General features: G+C 66.8%; 17 protein-coding genes. 15 read left to right on the top strand and 2 right to left on the bottom strand.

Features of this window, described 5'->3' with window-relative positions:
* Positions 1-134: 134 nt before the first annotated feature.
* The 6 genes from J2S73_RS02880 to J2S73_RS02855 all read left to right on the top strand — a co-directional run bounded on the left by J2S73_RS02880 (position 135) and on the right by J2S73_RS02855 (position 6,680).
* Complete coding sequence (locus tag J2S73_RS02880; RefSeq protein ID WP_306883911.1) at positions 135-1,022, top strand: LysR substrate-binding domain-containing protein; 888 nt, start codon at positions 135-137, stop codon at positions 1,020-1,022.
* A 166-nt stretch (positions 1,023-1,188) separates the two neighbouring features.
* Complete coding sequence (locus tag J2S73_RS02875; protein WP_306883910.1) at positions 1,189-2,238, top strand: ABC transporter ATP-binding protein; 1,050 nt, start codon at positions 1,189-1,191, stop codon at positions 2,236-2,238.
* A 51-nt stretch (positions 2,239-2,289) separates the two neighbouring features.
* Positions 2,290-3,402 carry an ABC transporter substrate-binding protein gene (locus J2S73_RS02870; RefSeq protein WP_306883909.1) on the top strand — a complete coding sequence of 371 codons (1,113 nt, stop codon included), beginning with the start codon at positions 2,290-2,292 and terminating at the stop codon, positions 3,400-3,402.
* A 61-nt stretch (positions 3,403-3,463) separates the two neighbouring features.
* On the top strand, positions 3,464-4,273 hold the full coding sequence (locus tag J2S73_RS02865; RefSeq protein WP_306884933.1) for an ABC transporter permease: 810 nt from the start codon (positions 3,464-3,466) through the stop codon (positions 4,271-4,273).
* Entirely contained in the window at positions 4,270-5,082 is an 813-nt protein-coding gene (locus tag J2S73_RS02860; protein WP_306883908.1) for an ABC transporter permease, read from the top strand. Before J2S73_RS02865 ends, J2S73_RS02860 begins: the two co-directional genes overlap by 4 nt.
* On the top strand, positions 5,082-6,680 hold the full coding sequence (locus J2S73_RS02855; RefSeq protein ID WP_306883907.1) for a 5-guanidino-2-oxopentanoate decarboxylase: 1,599 nt from the start codon (positions 5,082-5,084) through the stop codon (positions 6,678-6,680). The genes J2S73_RS02860 and J2S73_RS02855 overlap by 1 nt, the downstream gene beginning before the upstream one ends.
* 138 nt (positions 6,681-6,818) lie before the next feature.
* Here the strand turns inward: J2S73_RS02855 and J2S73_RS02850 are convergent, their stop codons facing one another.
* A complete protein-coding gene (locus J2S73_RS02850) occupies positions 6,819-7,730 on the bottom strand; it encodes a LysR family transcriptional regulator (protein WP_306883906.1) in 912 nt (303 codons plus the stop codon).
* A 164-nt stretch (positions 7,731-7,894) separates the two neighbouring features.
* Between J2S73_RS02850 and speB the strand changes: the two genes are divergently transcribed.
* From speB to J2S73_RS02810, 7 genes are all read left to right on the top strand, one after another.
* Positions 7,895-8,806 (top strand): agmatinase, encoded by a 912-nt coding sequence (gene speB / locus J2S73_RS02845; RefSeq protein WP_306884932.1) that lies wholly within the window; start codon positions 7,895-7,897, stop codon positions 8,804-8,806.
* A gap of 73 nt (positions 8,807-8,879) precedes the next feature.
* A complete protein-coding gene (locus J2S73_RS02840) occupies positions 8,880-9,944 on the top strand; it encodes an ABC transporter substrate-binding protein (protein WP_306883905.1) in 1,065 nt (354 codons plus the stop codon).
* Positions 9,945-9,968: 24 nt separating this feature from the next.
* Complete coding sequence (locus J2S73_RS02835; protein WP_306883904.1) at positions 9,969-10,832, top strand: ABC transporter permease; 864 nt, start codon at positions 9,969-9,971, stop codon at positions 10,830-10,832.
* Positions 10,832-11,632, top strand: a complete 801-nt coding sequence (locus J2S73_RS02830) for an ABC transporter permease (RefSeq protein WP_306883903.1) — start codon at positions 10,832-10,834, stop codon at positions 11,630-11,632. The genes J2S73_RS02835 and J2S73_RS02830 overlap by 1 nt, the downstream gene beginning before the upstream one ends.
* Positions 11,629-12,702, top strand: a complete 1,074-nt coding sequence (locus J2S73_RS21625) for an ABC transporter ATP-binding protein (RefSeq protein WP_370874381.1) — start codon at positions 11,629-11,631, stop codon at positions 12,700-12,702. The genes J2S73_RS02830 and J2S73_RS21625 overlap by 4 nt, the downstream gene beginning before the upstream one ends.
* Positions 12,703-12,710: 8 nt before the next feature.
* The gene (locus J2S73_RS02815) at positions 12,711-13,439 is read left to right on the top strand and encodes an MBL fold metallo-hydrolase (protein ID WP_306883902.1); all 729 of its coding nucleotides are present in this window, start codon (positions 12,711-12,713) and stop codon (positions 13,437-13,439) included.
* 221 nt (positions 13,440-13,660) lie between these two features.
* A complete protein-coding gene (locus J2S73_RS02810; RefSeq protein WP_306883901.1) occupies positions 13,661-14,239 on the top strand; it encodes a hypothetical protein in 579 nt (192 codons plus the stop codon).
* Positions 14,240-14,270: 31 nt separating this feature from the next.
* Here J2S73_RS02810 and J2S73_RS02805 read toward each other — a convergent pair whose 3' ends face one another.
* Positions 14,271-15,032, bottom strand: a complete 762-nt coding sequence (locus J2S73_RS02805) for a phosphatase PAP2 family protein (RefSeq protein WP_306883900.1) — start codon at positions 15,030-15,032, stop codon at positions 14,271-14,273.
* 125 nt (positions 15,033-15,157) lie between these two features.
* Here J2S73_RS02805 and J2S73_RS02800 point away from each other — a divergent pair, with 125 nt between their 5' ends.
* Entirely contained in the window at positions 15,158-16,120 is a 963-nt protein-coding gene (locus tag J2S73_RS02800; protein ID WP_306883899.1) for an NUDIX hydrolase, read from the top strand.
* Between the two features lie 113 nt (positions 16,121-16,233).
* Positions 16,234-16,845, top strand: a complete 612-nt coding sequence (locus J2S73_RS02795) for a ribonuclease D (RefSeq protein ID WP_306883898.1) — start codon at positions 16,234-16,236, stop codon at positions 16,843-16,845.
* Positions 16,846-16,897: the final 52 nt, after the last annotated feature.

Raw genomic sequence — 16,897 nt, 5'->3', positions numbered from 1 at the left:
CGATGGACTATTCGGTCAGTAAGCCAGCCTGCCCGGCCGCGACCAAGTGAAACCTTTTCCCTTGAATGGCAAATCCAATTTTCCAATACTCGCCCGGATCGACGATCCCACCTGCCAACGGAGGCCGATGCGGCGTGGCGCGTGTCCCATCCACCCAGGCGCTGCGCGCGCTGGAAAGCTTCGACCGCCACGGCACCGTCTGGCAGGCGGCCGACGAGCTCAGCCTGACGCGGAGCGCGGTCAGCCACCAGCTCCGCCTTCTGGAGCGCGAGCTGGGATTCCCCCTTCTCAACAGGGTCGGCACCCGGGTGGAACTGACGGAGAAGGGGCGCAAATACGCCGACGACGTCCGTCGCGCGCTGTCGATGATCGCCAGCTCCGCTTCCCAGAACGCGGCGGAGGGCGTTTCCGGAACCCTGACCATCAGCAGCCCGGCCGGCTTCGCCTCCTCCTGGCTGTGCCCGAAAGTGACCGGCTTCCTCGCCCAGCATCCGGACGTGTCGCTGTCGATCGTCACCCCGCGCCGCCTAGACGACACCGGCAACCCGAACGCCGACCTCTTCGTGATTTTCGGCCACGACGAGGGCCGCGCCGACATGACCCTCGAGCTCCTCCAGCAGGTCAGCTTCACGCCGCTGTGCAGCCCCGCCTACCTGAACCGGTTCGACGGGTTCCCGACACCGAAGAGCCTGCTCGGCGCCACCCTCCTCCACCTGGCCGACGAGGACGACTGGCAGCAATGGTTCCGGCGCGCCGGTCTGCCCCAGAGCCACGCCCATTCGGGAATAAAATTCTCCGACATGAACCTGGTCTATGCCGCCACCTATGCCTCCCAGGGCATTTCCATGGGTGATGAATTCATATGCGGTGACGCCATGGAGAAAGGGCAGCTCGTGAGCCCGTTCGACCTCACGGTGCAGTCGACCAAGGCCTACTATCTCGCGATTCCCCGCGAAAAAGAGAGCCATCCGGCCGTCGCCGCCTTCCATGCCTGGCTGCGCGCCGAGATGCTCGTGGATTGAGCATGAGCACGCCCACGAACGCGGCAACGAGAAATCCGATTTCCTGAATGGGAAATCTCGTTTGCAGAAGCGGGGAAAAACTTTCGTTTGTCCTGAGGCGCGGTCTCTTCCTAGGCTGACGTCTGCGCGTGACCAGTAAGCGGATGCATCAAGTACAGGGTGGGCGGTGACACAGGCTGCGGAAATCGAAGCTCAGAAGATCGGAAAGAAATTCGGAGGCTTCGCCGCGCTCGAAGACGTCTCGCTCACCGTCGGCCGCGGCGACTTCCTCACCCTGCTGGGCCCGTCCGGATCGGGCAAGACCACGTTCCTGATGCTCCTGTCCGGCTTCGAGCACGTGACCTCCGGCCGGCTGCTCCTCGACGGCGCCGACATGACCGCCACGCCCGCCGAAAAGCGCGGCTTCGGTATGGTCTTCCAGGGCTATGCCCTGTTCCCCCACATGACCGTGGAGGAGAACATCGCCTTCCCGCTGAAGGTGCAGAAGCGCGATCCGCAGACGATCAAGCGCCGCGTCGCGCAGATGATCGAGATGACCGGGCTCGGCGGCCACGGCCACAAGAAGCCGTCCGCGCTCTCGGGCGGTCAGCAGCAGCGCGTGGCGCTGGCGCGGGCGCTCGCCTACGAGCCGTCGGTTCTGCTGCTGGACGAACCGTTTTCCGCGCTGGACAAGAATCTGCGCGAGCAGATGCAGGACGAGATGCGCCGGATCCACCGGGAGACCGGCACCACCTTCGTGTTCGTGACCCACGACCAGTCCGAGGCGCTCGCGCTGTCGAGCCGGATCGCCATCTTCGAGCGCGGCCGGCTGCAGCAGCTCGGTCCGCCCCGCGAGGTATACGAGCGGCCCGAAAACCGGTTCGTGGCCGAGTTCCTGGGCGACATCAACATCCTGGACGCCGAGTTCGACGGCGCCGATGCCCGAACCGAGGGACGCACCCTCAAGCTGGCCGAGCCGACGGACCGTAAGAGCGGCCACATCGCGATCCGTCCGGAATACATGACCGTCGCGACCGCGCCGCTCGACGACCGCAACAGCATCTGCGGCAGGGTCACCGACATGACCTATCTCGGCGCAGAGACGCGCCTCACCCTGGAGACGCCGGGCGGCACGCCACTGATCCTGCACGTGCCCACCGCCGCCCTGCCGCCGGACGCGGCCACCGGCGCTGAGCTGTGGGCCAGCTGGAAAGCGGAGAACAGCTTCCTTCTTTGACGGCTTCGGCCAAAGCCTTCGATCACCAACCAGAGACGGGGACAAAAAATCATGACCTCACCCTTCCAGCGCGATTGCGCCGACATCCTTCTGCAGAAGCTCGAGAAAGGCGAAATCTCCCGGCGCCGGTTCGCCCAGGGCCTCGGCCTGCTGCTCGGCACCTCCGCCCTCGGCCTGCGCGCCACGACCGCGTCGGCCGCCGACAAGGACCTGGTCTTCGTGAACTGGGGCGGCGACGCCATCGACGCCATGCAGGAGGCCTTCGGCAAGAAGTTCACCGAAGCGACCGGCATCCAGGTCAAGTACGACGGCTCGGGCCCGACCGAGGGCGCCATCACCGCCCAGGCCCAGAGCGGCAACCCGCGCTGGGACCTCGTCGACTGCGATCCGTTCGTGGGCCAGGCCCTCGGCAAGAAGGGCTACATGGAGCCGATCGACTACTCGATCGTCGACCAGTCGAAGATGCGCGAAGGCTTCGTCTGGGACTATGCCGCGTCCAGCTACTTCTTCTCCTATATCCTCGCCTATGACGCGACCAAGTACGACACCCCGCCGACCTCCATGGCCGACTTCTTCGACGTGGAGAAATTCCCGGGCAAGCGGTCGATGTACAAGTGGGGCGTTGGCATGTGGGAAGCCGCCCTTCTCGCCGACGGCGTCAAGCCGGAGGACCTCTATCCGCTCGACATCGAGCGCGCCAACAAGAAGATCGCCGACTTCAAGGACAACGTCGTCTCCTTCTGGGGCGGCGGTGCGGAAAGCCAGTCGGTGATGCTGAACGGCGACGCCTCGATGGCGCTGATCTGGTCCACGCGCGCCCGCCTGCTGGTTCAGGACACCGACGGCGAGATCGACTTCACCTGGGACCAGGGCATCCTGTCGCCCGGCTCCTCGGGCGTGTTGAAGAACAATCCGGCCGGCCCGAAGCCCGCCATGGAGTACATCGCCTCCGCGCAGATCCCGGAGCGCCAGGTGGTGCTGTTCGAGCTTCTCGGCAACGGCCCGGCCAATCCGGCCGCCGACGACCTGATCCCCGCCGACCAGGCGCGGTTCAACCCGGTCGCCCCGGAGAACTTCAAGAAGCAGATCCCGCTCGACATGAGCTGGTACGAGGAAAACTACAGCTCCGCGCTCGACGCGTATCTGAAGATCATCTCCGCGTAACAGACAGGGGATCGCTCCCGGCCGCCGCTTGCGGCCGGGAGCCCGCTTGAAAGCCGTCCGGATGCGCGCCCGCCTGATCCTGTTCTCGCCGCTTCTGCTGTTCCTGGCCGCGGCCTACATCGTGCCCTTTCTGGGCGTGATGAGCCTCAGCGTGACGACCCCGACCCCGGGGCTCGGTCAGTACGAAGTGGCCCTGACGGATCCGCTGGTTCTCAGCGTGATGTGGCGGACGCTGCGCATCTGCGTGATCGTCACCGTCCTTTCCACCCTGTTCGCCTACATCGTCACCTATCTCTGGGTGCGCGGCGGTCCCACCACCCGGGTCGTGATCGAGCTGTGCATCATGATCCCGTTCTGGATCTCGGTGCTGACGCGCGCCTTCGGCTGGCTGGCGCTCCTGTCCAACCGGGGTCTGATCAACACCTGGCTCGAACAGCTCGCCATCCTGTCCGACCCGCTCACCATGGTGCGCAACGAATTCGGCGTCATCGTCGGCATGGTGCATTTCCTGGTGCCGCTCGCCGTGTTTCCGCTGGCGACCGCCATGCGCAATGTCGACGAACGCGTGCTGATGGCTGCCCGCGGCATGGGCGCCTCCCGCATCCGGATCTTCTGGCAGCTCTTCGTGCCGATGACCTGGAACGGCATCGCCGGCGCCGCGCTGCTGGTCTTCGTGTTCGGCATCGGCTTCTACATAACCCCGGCGCTGCTCGGCGGCGGCCGCAGCGTCATGGTGGCCGAGCTCGTCTATCTCCGCATCTTCCAGGTGCCGGACTGGGGGCTGGCCGCCGCCATCAGCGTGCTCCTGATGGCGACCGTCGGCTTCCTGCTGGCCTTCATGATGCGGCTCGGCAAGGGAGTGAATCCGTGAAGGTCTCCCGCCCCGGCCCCGTCATGATCGCGCTGGCGGCCCTCGTCGCCGTATTCCTGCTGATGCCGCTCCTCGCCGTGGTGCCGGTGAGCTTCACCCCGAAGCGCTATCTCAGCATCCCCGAGGAAGCCTGGTCGCTGCGCCACTACCGCAACCTGATAGAAGATCCGGCCTGGCTCGACAGCATCCTGATCTCCTTCCGGGTCGGGCTTCTGGCCAGCGCGCTGGCCACCGGGCTCGGACTCTGTTTTACGCTCGGCATCTGGCTGCTGAGGCCGGCCTGGTCGCGGCTTCTCATGGGCATCGCCATCCTGCCGATGGTCGCCCCGCCGGTGGTGTCCGCCCTCACCCTCTATTTCTTCCTGAACTGGCTCTCCCAGATCTACGGCCCGATCGGCTACGACACCTGGATCGGCGTCGCCATCGCCCATGCGGTGATGATCTCGCCCTATGCCGTCGTCGTGCTGACGGTGGCGCTCTCCCAGGTCGACCGGCGGATCGATCTCGCCGCCAAGTCCATGGGTGCCTCGCTTTCCCGGCGCATTTTCCAGGTCATCCTGCCGAACATCCGGTTCGGGATTCTCGGCGCCTTCTTCCTGTGTTTCGTCCTGTCCTGGGACGAGATCGGCGTGACCCTGTTCATCACCTCCGTCGACGCCATCACCCTGCCGCGGCGGATGTGGATGGGCCTGCGCGACAACGTCGACCCCACGATTGCCGCGATCTCGGTGATCCTGATCGCCATCGTCACCCTCGTGATCCTGGCCCGGACGGCCTGGCAACTCACCCGCAGGAAGGCCAACTCCTGATGCAGCTTTCCGTGTCCCTGGGCGCCGTGCTTCCGCGGCTGCTCAAGAGCTACGGCGTCGAGATCGTGTTCGGCATCCCCGGCATCCACACAGTGGAGCTCTACCGGGGCCTCACCGACAGCGGCATCCGCCATATCACCCCGCGCCACGAGCAGGGCGCCGGCTTCATGGCCGACGGATATGCGCGCGCCAGCGGGAAGCCGGGCGTGTGCTTCATCATTTCCGGGCCGGGCATGACCAATATCGTGACCGCCATGGGCCAGGCCTACGGCGATTCCGTTCCTATGCTGGTCATCTCCACCGTCAACGAGCACGGCCGCATGGGCAGCGGCGACGGCTGGCTGCACGAACTTCCAAACCAGAGCGGGCTCGTGGACGGCGTCGCCGCGTTCAGCCGGACCCTCCACACCACCGGCGAACTGGCGCCGGCGCTGGCCCAGGCCTTCGCCGTCTTCGACAGCGCGCGCCCCCGGCCGGTCCATATCGAGATCCCGATCGACGTTCTCCTGGCCGAGGTCGCCGACGCCGAGCCCGCCGCGCCGATGCGGCTTGCCCGCCCGGCTCCGAACCCCGCCGCTCTCGACCGGGCGGCCGACCTTCTCGCCGGCGCCCGCGCCCCGGTCATTCTCGCCGGCGGCGGCGCCCGCGACGCCCGCATCGGCGAGCTGGCCGAGCGCCTCGACGCCCCCGTGATCATGACAACGAACGGACGTGGCCTGGTGCCCTCCGGCCATCCACTTGGCGTGTCGCTGTCGGCCACCTATCCGGCGACCCGGTCGCTGATTGCCGACGCCGACGTGGTTCTGGCGGTCGGAACCGAACTCGGGCCGACCGACTACGACATGTTCGAGGACGGCGGCTTCGCGCTTCCCGGCACCCTGATCCGCATCGACCTGGATCCGCTCCAGATCACCCGCTGGATCGCACCGGCGCTCGGCCTCGTCGGCGACGCGGCGCTGGCCGTGGACGGGCTTCTGGAGCGTCTCGGTCCGACGGGCCGCACCGACGGTGCCGACCGTGCGGCCCGGGCCAACGCCGGCGCGGCGGAGCTTCCGGAGATGGCGCGCCGGGATCTCTCGATCCTGGCCGCCGTGCGCGAGACCCTGCCGGACGCGCGGATTGCGGGCGATTCCACCCAGCTCGTCTATTCCGGCAACGCCGCCTTCGCCATGGACCGGCCGGCGAGCTACTTCAATTCCGCGACCGGCTACGGGACCCTCGGCTACGGACTTCCCTCCGCCATCGGCGCGAAGTTGGCCGACGACAGGCCGGTGATTGCGCTCTCCGGCGACGGCGGTCTGCAGTTCTGTCTGGGCGAACTCGCCAGCGCGGTGGAAGCCGGAGCGCCGGTGATCCTGCTCCTCCACGACAATGACGGCTACGGCGAGATCAAGTCCTACATGCAGGCCCGCAACATCCGGCCGATCGGTGTCGATATCGTCACGCCCGATCTGGCGACGATTGCAGCCGCCTCCGGCTGGCAGGTGGTGAAGCCGTCGGTGGAGACCTTCACCGACGATCTTCTCGAGTCGTCCCGGCGCGACGGCCCGACCATGCTGATCTTCACCGACGCCTTCCGGGAAGGCTGGCCGGCCTGATCGGGCCGTCGGTCAGGCGCTGAACGCGGGCTCCACCGCCGTCGACTGGAGCCTTTTCCGATCAGGTGGAGACACCTGATCGATGAGAAATGGCTCCCGGTTCAATAGGTTGAGCAATTCCTTTTCGTTCAGATTGCGTCAATCTGAACGGGAAATGCTCTCGTGCGCCGCGATGCAGCAGCGCCGGAATTCCTGCAGCACCTGGGTGATCCGGTGGCCCTGCCGGCTCAAAAACTCGAAGCCGCAGACATAGTTGATCTCCTCGCCGAGGATCGGACGCAGCTCCCCGTCCGCGACATAGGGCGCCGCCACGTGCTCAGGCAGAAAGCCGACGAACCGGCCGGAAAGCACCAGCATCAGCTGCGGCTCGATCTGGTGCACCGTCGCCTCGACCGGTCCGAGATTGAAGCGCTTGTGATCCTGTTCGCGCCAGTAGGCCCGGCGCACCATGGCGTGCCGGCGCAGCATCGCCGAGTTCAGCTCGTCCTCCGGCACCTCAAACAGCGGATGCCCGACGCCGACATACAGCTCGTGGCGCTCGTCATAGAGCGGCGTGCGGTCGAGGCCGGAGATCGTGTGCGGGAACGAGCCGATCCCGCAATGGTAGGTGCCGTCGTGGACCCGCGCCTGCAGCTCCTGGGGCCGCTCCTGCACAAGCGACAGCGACACGTCCGGCGCCAGCGTCTTGAAGGCGCGGATGGCGTCGGTCAGCCGGCAGTTCGGGTCGCCCGCCACGCTGTCGACCAGCGCCACCTTGAGCTCGCCCGTGAGCCGTCCCCTGAGCGCATCGGTGTCCGTCTCGAAATCCGCGATCCCGCGAAACAGCCGGCGCACGGCCTCGTGCACCCGGCGGCCCTTTTCCGTCAGCGCGAAGCCGACCCGGCCGCGCTGGCACAGCTTGATGCCGAGCCGCTGCTCCAGCGCCGTCATGTGGTTGGAGATCGTGGAGGACGCGATGTTGAGCTCGGCTTCCGCAGCGGAGAATCCGCCATTGCGCACCACCGCGTCGAAGACCTGGAGGAGGCGGAGATCGGAACCGGCGAGCCGCATCTGGCGATACCTTTGCAATCGTCAAACTGACGTTTGACTGTGCCTTATTTTATCAACCTTTCGCAATCTCCTAAGCTGCGCCGCATGCCTTCAATGGCAGCATGCGGAAAAGGGAGGCACGCGTGACCGCGCAATCGTTCAATCAGCCGCTCGGCGGCAACGAGATGCCCCGCTTCGGCGGTCCGGTCACGATGATGCGCCTTCCGAGCCAACCCACCGCGGAAGGGCTCGACGCCTGCTTCGTCGGCATTCCGCTCGACATCGGCACCTCCAACCGGTCGGGCACCCGGATGGGCCCGCGCCAGATCCGCGACGAGAGCCGCATGCTGCGGCCGTTCAACATGGGCACCGGGGCGAAGCCGTTCGACAGCCTCCAGGTCGCCGACATCGGCGACGTCGCCCTCAACACCTTCGACCTGAAGAAGTCGGTCGCCCTGATCGAGGAGGACTATCACGCGATCCTCGCCCATGACTGCGTCCCGCTGACGCTCGGCGGCGACCACACGCTGACCTATCCGATCCTGAAGGCGGTCTCGAAGAAGCACGGCCCCGTCGCCCTCATCCACATCGACGCCCACGCCGACACCAGCGACGAGATGTTCGGCGAGAAGATCGCTCACGGCACCCCCTTCCGCCGCGCTTTCGAAGATGGCTGCCTGGACGCTCAGAACACCTTCCAGATTGGCCTGCGCGGGACGGGCTACAGCCCCGAGGACTTCGACTGGGCGCGCGACAAGGGGTTCACGGTCATCCAGGCCGAGGAGTGCTGGTACAAGTCGATGGCGCCGGTGATGGAGACCGTCCGCGAGCGGATGGGCCCGGACCGGCCGGTCTACCTCACCTACGACATCGACAGCCTCGACCCCGCCTTCGCGCCCGGCACCGGGACCGTGGAGGTCGGCGGTCTCTCGACGTGGCAGGCGCTGGAGATCGTGCGCGGCTGCCGCGGCCTGAATCTCGTGGGCTGCGATCTGGTCGAGGTCTCGCCGCCCTATGATCCCTCAGGCAACACGGCGCTGATCGCGGCGAACCTGCTCTACGAGATGCTCTGCGTCCTGCCGGGCGTTCGCTACTGATCCGTTCATTCAACAGATACCGCTGGAGCGAACCGGCGGATCGAACACCCAACCAGAGACCAAGGAAACCGACATGAAGACAGCCATGCGAACCAGCCTTCTCGCCCTCGGCGTGTCCGCCGTCGCGCTCGTCGCCGGCCAGGCCCAGGCCCAGGACCAGCTCAACGCCCTGGTCTGGTGCGACCACACCGACCGCGAGCTGATCCAGCCCTTCGAGGAAGAGCACAACGTCCGTGTGAACCTGAAGGAATACGAGGGCACGGGCACGGCGCTTTCCCTCATCGAGCAGTCCCAGCCCGGCGACTGGGACGTGCTCGTCGTCGACGGCATCGACGTGCCCCGTGTCGTCGAGGCCGGCATCCTGGGCGAACTGCCGGCAGACATTGCGCCGGACAGCATCTTCCCCGAGGTCGCCCTCGACAGCCAGCAGGTGCTCGACGGCAAGCGCTACGCCGTCACCGAGAAATTCGGCTACAACACCGTCTCCTTCAACCAGGCGGAAGTCGACCCGTCGGTCATGGCCGACATGACCAATCTCTGGTCCGACGGCGATCTCGAAGGCAAGCTTGCCGTCTACGACTACTACCTGCCTGTCATGGGCATGGTGGCGATGGGCCTCGGCAAGAAGACGGCCGATCTCAGCGAGGCCGATCTTCCGGATATCCGCGACGCGCTGTTCAAGCTGAAGGATAACGCAGCGCTCGTCGGCGGCGTCGTCGCCTCCCAGACGGCGCTTGCGACCGGCGAGGTCGACGTTCTGGTCGGCGGCGGCGAGTGGGTCACGGCGGGCCTCTCCGCCGAGAACCCGGACCTGGAGTGGATCCTGCCGGAACAGGGCGGCGTGATGTGGTCCCAGTCGATCGGCGTCTTCGCCGATTCCGAGCGCAAGGATCTGGCCACCGAGTTCGTGAAGTACATCCTGTCGCCGGAAGCCCAGGCCAAGCTCGCCACCTCGTCCTGCTACTGGGCGATGCCGGCCAACGAGGCCGCGGGCGATCACCTCAGCGAGCAGCAGAAGAAGGCGCTGCGCTGGGACGATCAGGGCGAGTATCTGCAGAACGTGCAGCTCTATCCCGCTCCCGACGCCGAGCTCGACGCCAAGATGCAGGACGTCTGGGCGGAATTCCTGCAGCACTGATCCGGCCGGCGAGGACCACCACCCATGGCGACCGTCCACAGACGCGGCTCAGCCGACCTGAGGCCCTTCGGCTTCGTCGCGCCCGCGCTCGCGTGGACGGTCGCCTTCTTCTGCGTTCCCTTCGTGGTGATGGCGATCGTCTCGCTGTGGGAACGCGTCGGCACGGACCTGGTCGCGAGCTGGAGTTTCGCCAATTATGCGAAGTTCTTCGCGCGCGGCCACTTCTTCGAAGCGATGGTCAACTCGCTCGAGGTCACCTTTCTGGTCACCGTCCTCTCGGTGCTGCTGGCCTATCCGCTTGCCTGGATCCTGGCGGAGAAGGTGCCGCCGCGCTGGCAGCGCCTGGCGCTGATCTGCGCGATCCTGCCGTTCTGGACCTCCTACGTGGTCCGCTCCTACGCCTGGGTTCTGGTGCTCGCCAGCAACGGCGTGGTCAATCAGGCGCTCCAGGCGACCGGTCTCATCGATGAGCCGCTGCGGCTGGCCAACACCCGCACCGCCACCGTCATCGGCTTCGTCCACTTCTTCGTCATGCTGCTGACGCTCACGATCTTCGCCAACCTGATGCAGCTGCCGAAGAACTATGCCCGGGCCGCCGCCGATCTCGGCGCCGGTCCGATCCGCACCTTCTGGTACGTGATCCTGCCGCTGACCCTTCCCGGCATCATGGTCGGCGCGTTCCTGACCTTCGTCCTGTGCATCGGGGACTACATCACCCCCCAGATCTTGGGCGGGAACTCCGACCTCGTCATGCCCCAGCTCATCATGCTGCAGATCGACCGGCGCGCCGATTTCCCGACGGCGTCGGCCCTCGCCATCCTGCTGATGGTCGTGGTCACCGTCGTCTACATCGCCTGCGCCCGCTGGCTGAAACTGGAGCGGAGCTGATGCGCGGCGCAACCCGCAACCGGGCCGGCACCGTCGCCGCCATCCTCTACGCGGCGGTGATCTACGGCTTCATCTTCCTGCCGGTGATCGTGCTGGTCCTGTTTTCCTTCCAGGACGGGCGCTTTCCGATTCCGCCCTTCAAGGGCTTCTCGCTGCGCTGGTACGGCGAGCTCTTCGCCGACCGCTACCTGACCGCCGCGCTGGTCAATTCCGTCGTGGTGGCCGTGATCTCCTCCACCGTCGCGGTGACGCTGGGCTTCCTGGCCGCCTTCTCGCTCGCCCGCTTCCGGCTGCCGGGCGCCGGCTTCCAGAAGGCGCTGATCATGGCGCCGCTGACCGTCTCCTACCTGATCATCGGCATGGGCCTCCTGATCACCTTCAACCAGATCGGCTTTCCCAAATCGCTGCTGGCGGCCGGCATCGGCCACGTGGCGATCAACATGCCGCTGTGCTTCGCGATCCTCTACTCCCAGATGGGCGACCATCAGGCCAACGTGGAGCGGGCGGCGCGCGACCTCGGCGCCCGCGAATGGCAGGTGCTGACCCTCGTCACCGTGCCGATGATGTGGCCGGCGCTGTTCGCGAGCTTCTTCCTGTCGATGACCTTTTCCTGGGACGAGTTCATCATCTCGTTCCTGCTCACCCGCTTCGACGTCACGCTGCCCGTCGAGATCTGGAACATGCTGCGATCGGGCCTGAACCCGAAGACGAACGCTGCCGGCAGCCTCGTCTTCGGCATCTCGGTCGGGCTCGTCCTGCTGCTCGAACTCTTCGTGCTCAGGCGCAGGAGACCTTCATGAAAAGTGCCGGCATCGAGATCGTGCACGTCACGCAAAAGTTCGGCGCCTTCACCGCGCTTGATGACGTCAGCCTGTCCATCGCCGATGGCGAGTTCGCGGTCCTGCTCGGGCCGTCCGGGTCCGGCAAGACCACCCTTCTGTCGATCATCGGCGGCTTTCTGATCCCCCAGACCGGCGACGTCCTGATCGGCGGCACCGACATGACGACCGTACCGCCGGCCAAGCGGCCGACCACGACGGTGTTCCAGGACTACGCCCTGTTTCCGCACATGACGCTCACCAACAATGTCGGCTTCGGCCTCCGCATGCGCGGCGTGGGCACTTCGGAGCGCAACGCCCGCGCGGAAGAGATGCTGGCCCTGGTCGGGCTCGGCGGCCAGGGCCACAAGAAGCCCCATGAGCTTTCCGGCGGCCAGCGCCAGCGCGTGGCGCTCGCCCGCTCGCTCGCCGTCGACCCCGCCGTTCTCCTCCTGGACGAACCCTTGGGAGCGCTCGACATGAAGCTCCGCCGGCAGATGCAGGAAGAGCTGAAGCGCATCCAGCGCGAGGTCGGCACCACCTTCGTCCACGTCACCCACGACCAGGAGGAGGCGATGGCCATCGCCGACAGGATCGTGGTCATGAACAAGGGAGCGATCGAGGACGAGGGACGGCCGGAGCGCATCTATCTCAGGCCGCAGTCGCGCTTCGCCGCCGACTTCATGGGGCTCAGCTGCTTCCTCGACGGCGCCGTGATGGCCAGCGCGGACGGGTCGGTGACGGTCGCCACCCAGGCCGGCGAACTGACGGTGGCGAGCGAAACCGCCTTCTCCGCCGGTGACCGCGTCACCCTCTCGATCCGTCCCGAACACTTCCTCACCGCGTCCGGCGACGATGGACGGCAGGCGCTGGGCGAAGCAATCGTGGAGAGCGTGTCCTTCCTCGGCACCCATCACCAGGCCAAGGTGCGTCACGCGGTCGATCAGGGCTTCGAGGCCACGATCATGCTCCCGCAGACCGGCGAGCCCGCCCCCGGCGACCGGGTCGGGCTGTGGGTCGCTCCCGACACCCCGGTCATCCTGAAACGATAGGCAGACCCATGGAACGCATGTCCGCGGACAAATGGTACGAGACGCGCCGGCTCGCCGACGACGTCACCTATATCTGCGAACCCCACATCGTCGAATTCTACCGCTGCAACATCTGGCACGTTCGTGGGCGGGACCGCGACATGCTGATCGACAGCGGCATGGGCGTGGTCAGCCTGCGGGCCCATGTGCCCCTTGTCACCGAGCGCGCGCTCACGGCGGTCGCAAGCCACACCCACTTCGACCATATCGGCTGCCATCACGAGTTCGAGGACCGCTGCGTGCACGCGGCCGAGGCCGACCTCCTGGCGCATCCGACCCGCGCCAACACGCTGGCCGACCCGTACGTCACCGACGAGATCTTCACCGCCCTGCCGCCGGAGCCCTATTCCTCGGCGACATACGCCGTGAAGGCGGCGCCGGCGACCCGCATCCTGCACGACGGCGACGTCGTCGATCTGGGCGACCGGCATTTCGAGGTGATCCACACCCCCGGCCATTCGCCCGGCGGCATCGCGCTTTACGAGACCGCGACGCAGATCCTGTTTTCCGGCGACATCGTCTATGACGGTCCGCTGATCGAGGACACCTACCACGCCGACGCCGCCGACTATGTCGCCTCCATGAAGCGGCTCTATGACCTGCCGGTCTCCGTGGTCCATGGCGGCCACTTCGCCAGCTACGGTCCGGAGCGGCATCGCGAGATCATCGGCGCCTGGCTGCGCGAAAAGGGCGTTTGAGTCCGCCCGGACAATCCCAAAGCCGGCCCCGGAACTTCGTTTTCCGTCAAAGCCCTGTCATCCTCGCCGGCTAAAGAGCAAAAGGCGGCCCCCGTCAGGCGAACCCTGCCCGCCATCGGTGTCGCCGATCGGGTGCCCGCTCCGATGCGGATGAGCGGCGGGGCCTCTTTTCGGAATTCGTGGTTCCGCGTCCGGTTTCCGGCGCGCCCAAGGCAGTCGAGATGAACCAGACCTGGTTCCGGATCTTCAAGTGGACGGTCTACGGCGCGCTCGCGATCGACACGATCCTGTTCCTGAGCGTCGAGGGGAAGGTGAACGCCTTCATCGACAGCATGGCCTGGATCGTCCTGATCGGCGTCATGGAGTATGAATCGAGCACCCTTGGCGAGGGCTATTCCGGCCGGCGCGAGAAGCTGATCCTCACCGCGCTCAACGTCTTCGCCTATTCCATGATCGTCTATTCGATCGTCGGCTATTTCGCCGAGGGCCAGTGGACCGACGTCGTCAACGACATGAGCTGGCTCGGCGTCTGCGCGGTGCTCGTCTACCAGATGTACGCACCGGGGGACTACGAGGGCAACGAGTACCGCGCCGTCAAGCTCATCAAGGCCGCGCTCTATTTCACGCTGATCGTGTGCGCGGTGATCTGGACCGTCGTCAGCCAGAAGATCCTGGACGCGGTCGACGCCTGGCTCTGGCTGCTCTGCTTCGCGGTGATCGAACTCAACGTGTTCGGGTTCGAGGCCGATCAGGAAGAACGCGCCGCCGAAGAGGCATCCGAAGCCGCCGGGGTTGCCTGAGGAGGCGCGCTCTCGATCGGAATGACCGCCCTCAGGCCCGTGGCGCCGCAGAGGAAGGCGAGCGCAGCCGGCCCACGAAGCGCGCCACCAGCCAGCACGCCATCGCCCAAGCAGCCCCCAGGCACCAGCCCGACAGTACGTCTGTCGGCCAGTGGACACCGAGATAGACCCGGCTGATGCCGACCAGCAGCGCCAGCGCGACCGCCACCGCAACCGTGTAGATCTTCAGGAGCCGGTTGGGCTGCACCCGCGCCAGCAGCGCCCCGATGGTCAGGTAGGTGACCGTGGACAGCATCGCGTGGCCGCTCGGCAGGCTCAGGGTGTGGACGTCGACCAGATGGGCCACCAGGTCCGGGCGCGGTCGCGCGAAGGCCTGCTTGAGGACGGTGTTGAGCGCCGAGCCTCCCACCAGCGAGACGATGACCAGCAGCGCGGAGGCATAGCTCCGCAGCACGACCAGATAGCCGACCGCGATCGCCCCGATCAGGAACAGGACCGGGAAACTGCCCAGCGCCGTGATGTCGCGCATGGCGATTTCCAGGGCGGGGGGACCGATCGGATCGGCGGTGTCGCCGGCGGTGCGCAGCGCCAGCATGATCGCTTCGTCGAACTCGTGGGACTCGCCCTCAAGCACCTCGTCGACGATCTCCGCGAAGCCCCACAGTCCGGCGGCCACCACGAACAGCGCGGCCAGCATCACGAATTCGTTCCATCCGAAGCGGGTGCGCAGCAGCGCAATCGCCTCGCCGAAGGACCTCGGAAGTCTGGATGGCGGCGGAGAAGTGTGCGACATGGAGCCTCGTCGAGCGCTGGCGGCAATATCGATCGTCTACAGACACTTGAGCCGCGATCCAACCCGTGTCCGGCCCCGGGTGGTCACGATCGTCGCACAACGTCTGGAGGAGCACGAACGCCACCATGGCGGACATCGATCAAGAAAGCAGGGTCCGGGTCGATCTGACGGCGGTCGTGATCTCCGTCCACGAGCGGTCCCCCCTCGTCTTGACGGTGGAGCAGGCGCCCGCGCCCGCCCTTCCCTCCGGCCCGCTGCGCTCCGAACACCGCACGCTGCAGGCCGGTCTCAGAAGCTGGGTGGAAAAGCAGACCGGCTACCGGCTCGGCTATGTCGAGCAGCTCTACACCTTCGGGGACCGCACGGCTGCCGGACCCGAGGCGTCCGAGCACTTCGCCCATCGCCGGGTCTCGATCGCCTATCTCGCCCTGGTCCAGAGCCCGGGCAAGCGCGCGCCGATCCAAGGCCAGTGGCGGCCCTGGTACGACTTCCTGCCCTGGGAGGACCGCCGGGACGGCGATCCTCACGCCCTGGACACCGTGATGGCGGAACTCGAGGGCTGGCGCCGCGCCGCCCCCGACCCCTCCCGCGCCGAGCGGATCCGCCTGGCGTTCGCCAGCGAGGGCGGCGCCTGGGACGAGGAGCGCGCGCTGGAGCGCTACGAGCTTCTCTACGAGGCCGGCCTCGTCCGGGAGGCGGCCGCCGACCGCGGTACCGGCGAGCCGGACATGCCGGCCGGCCTGCCGGGGATCGCCATGACCTCCGACCACCGCCGCATCGTTGCGACCGCGGTCAGCCGGCTGCGCGCCAAGATCAAGTACCGGCCGGTCCTGTTCGAGCTGATGCCGCCGAGCTTCACCCTGTCGGAACTGCAGCAGACCGCCGAAGCACTCTCCGGCGTGCCCCTCCACAAGCAGAACTTCAGGCGGCTGGTCGCCGGTCAGGGCCTGGTGGAGGAGACCGGCGAGATCGCCGAGCGCACAGGCGGCCGTCCCGCCCGGCTGGTCCGCTTCCGCAAGGACGTGATGCTGGAGCGCCCCGCCCCGGGCGTCCGCGTGACCGCGAGCCGGCGGGCGAGCTACCCGTGACAGCCAGAGGCGTCGGAGCGCGCATTGATTGCGGACGGACGCTGTACTAACCAGACCCCACCGCGGCCCGTTTTGGCCGCCCTTCCCTCAAGAACCGGACACGAAGCCCCGCCATGACCATCCGTCTGCACGACCAGGACCTGCCCGAGCCGCTCACGGCGCCGAGTGTCGCGGTCGACACGGAGACGATGGGCCTCAATCCGGTGCGCGACCGGCTCTGCCTGGTCCAGATGTCTGTGGGAGACGGCAACGCCGAGCTCGTCCAGATCCGGCAGGGACAGGAAAGCGCGGCCCACCTCACCGCGCTCATGGCCGATCCGAACGTGGTCAAGATCTTCCACTATGCGCGCTTCGACATGGGCACGATCTACAAGACCTTCGGCGTTATGCCGGCGCCGGTGTTCTGCACCAAGATCGCCTCCCGTCTCGTGCGCACCTACACCGACCGCCATGGCCTGAAGGACCTGGCCCGGGAACTGGCCGAGGTCGACATCTCCAAGCAGCAGCAGAGCTCCGACTGGGGCGCTGACACGCTCAGCGACGCCCAGATGGCCTACGCGGCGTCCGACGTCCTCTACCTCCACCGGCTCAAGGAGCGGCTCGAGGTGCTCCTGGAACGCGAAGGCCGCGCGGAATTCGCCCAGGCCTGTTTCGAGTTCCTGCCGACCCGCGTGAAGCTCGACCTGGCCGGCTTCGCCGAAGACGATCTGTTCGCGCATTCGTGACTGCGCATGCGGCGTCCGGAAGCCCTGAGAACGGCGCCGACCGCCGTCCGGC

It is taken from the genome of Amorphus orientalis (assembly GCF_030814015.1).
Lineage (GTDB): Bacteria > Pseudomonadota > Alphaproteobacteria > Rhizobiales > Amorphaceae > Amorphus > Amorphus orientalis.
Note: the sequence above shows the minus strand (reverse complement) of the source record. Positions and strands in the feature narration are given on the sequence as shown.

Coding starts and splice junctions, on each gene's coding strand:
- J2S73_RS02870 (WP_306883909.1), top strand. CDS start 2,290: ATGACCTCACCCTTCCAGCGCGATTGCGCCGACATCCTTCTGCAGAAG.
- J2S73_RS02865 (WP_306884933.1), top strand. CDS start 3,464: ATGCGCGCCCGCCTGATCCTGTTCTCGCCGCTTCTGCTGTTCCTGGCC.
- J2S73_RS02855 (WP_306883907.1), top strand. CDS start 5,082: ATGCAGCTTTCCGTGTCCCTGGGCGCCGTGCTTCCGCGGCTGCTCAAG.
- J2S73_RS02850 (WP_306883906.1), bottom strand. CDS start 7,730: ATGCGGCTCGCCGGTTCCGATCTCCGCCTCCTCCAGGTCTTCGACGCG.
- speB (WP_306884932.1), top strand. CDS start 7,895: ATGCCCCGCTTCGGCGGTCCGGTCACGATGATGCGCCTTCCGAGCCAA.
- J2S73_RS02840 (WP_306883905.1), top strand. CDS start 8,880: ATGAAGACAGCCATGCGAACCAGCCTTCTCGCCCTCGGCGTGTCCGCC.
- J2S73_RS02835 (WP_306883904.1), top strand. CDS start 9,969: ATGGCGACCGTCCACAGACGCGGCTCAGCCGACCTGAGGCCCTTCGGC.
- J2S73_RS02830 (WP_306883903.1), top strand. CDS start 10,832: ATGCGCGGCGCAACCCGCAACCGGGCCGGCACCGTCGCCGCCATCCTC.
- J2S73_RS21625 (WP_370874381.1), top strand. CDS start 11,629: ATGAAAAGTGCCGGCATCGAGATCGTGCACGTCACGCAAAAGTTCGGC.
- J2S73_RS02815 (WP_306883902.1), top strand. CDS start 12,711: ATGGAACGCATGTCCGCGGACAAATGGTACGAGACGCGCCGGCTCGCC.
- J2S73_RS02810 (WP_306883901.1), top strand. CDS start 13,661: ATGAACCAGACCTGGTTCCGGATCTTCAAGTGGACGGTCTACGGCGCG.
- J2S73_RS02805 (WP_306883900.1), bottom strand. CDS start 15,032: ATGTCGCACACTTCTCCGCCGCCATCCAGACTTCCGAGGTCCTTCGGC.
- J2S73_RS02800 (WP_306883899.1), top strand. CDS start 15,158: ATGGCGGACATCGATCAAGAAAGCAGGGTCCGGGTCGATCTGACGGCG.
- J2S73_RS02795 (WP_306883898.1), top strand. CDS start 16,234: ATGACCATCCGTCTGCACGACCAGGACCTGCCCGAGCCGCTCACGGCG.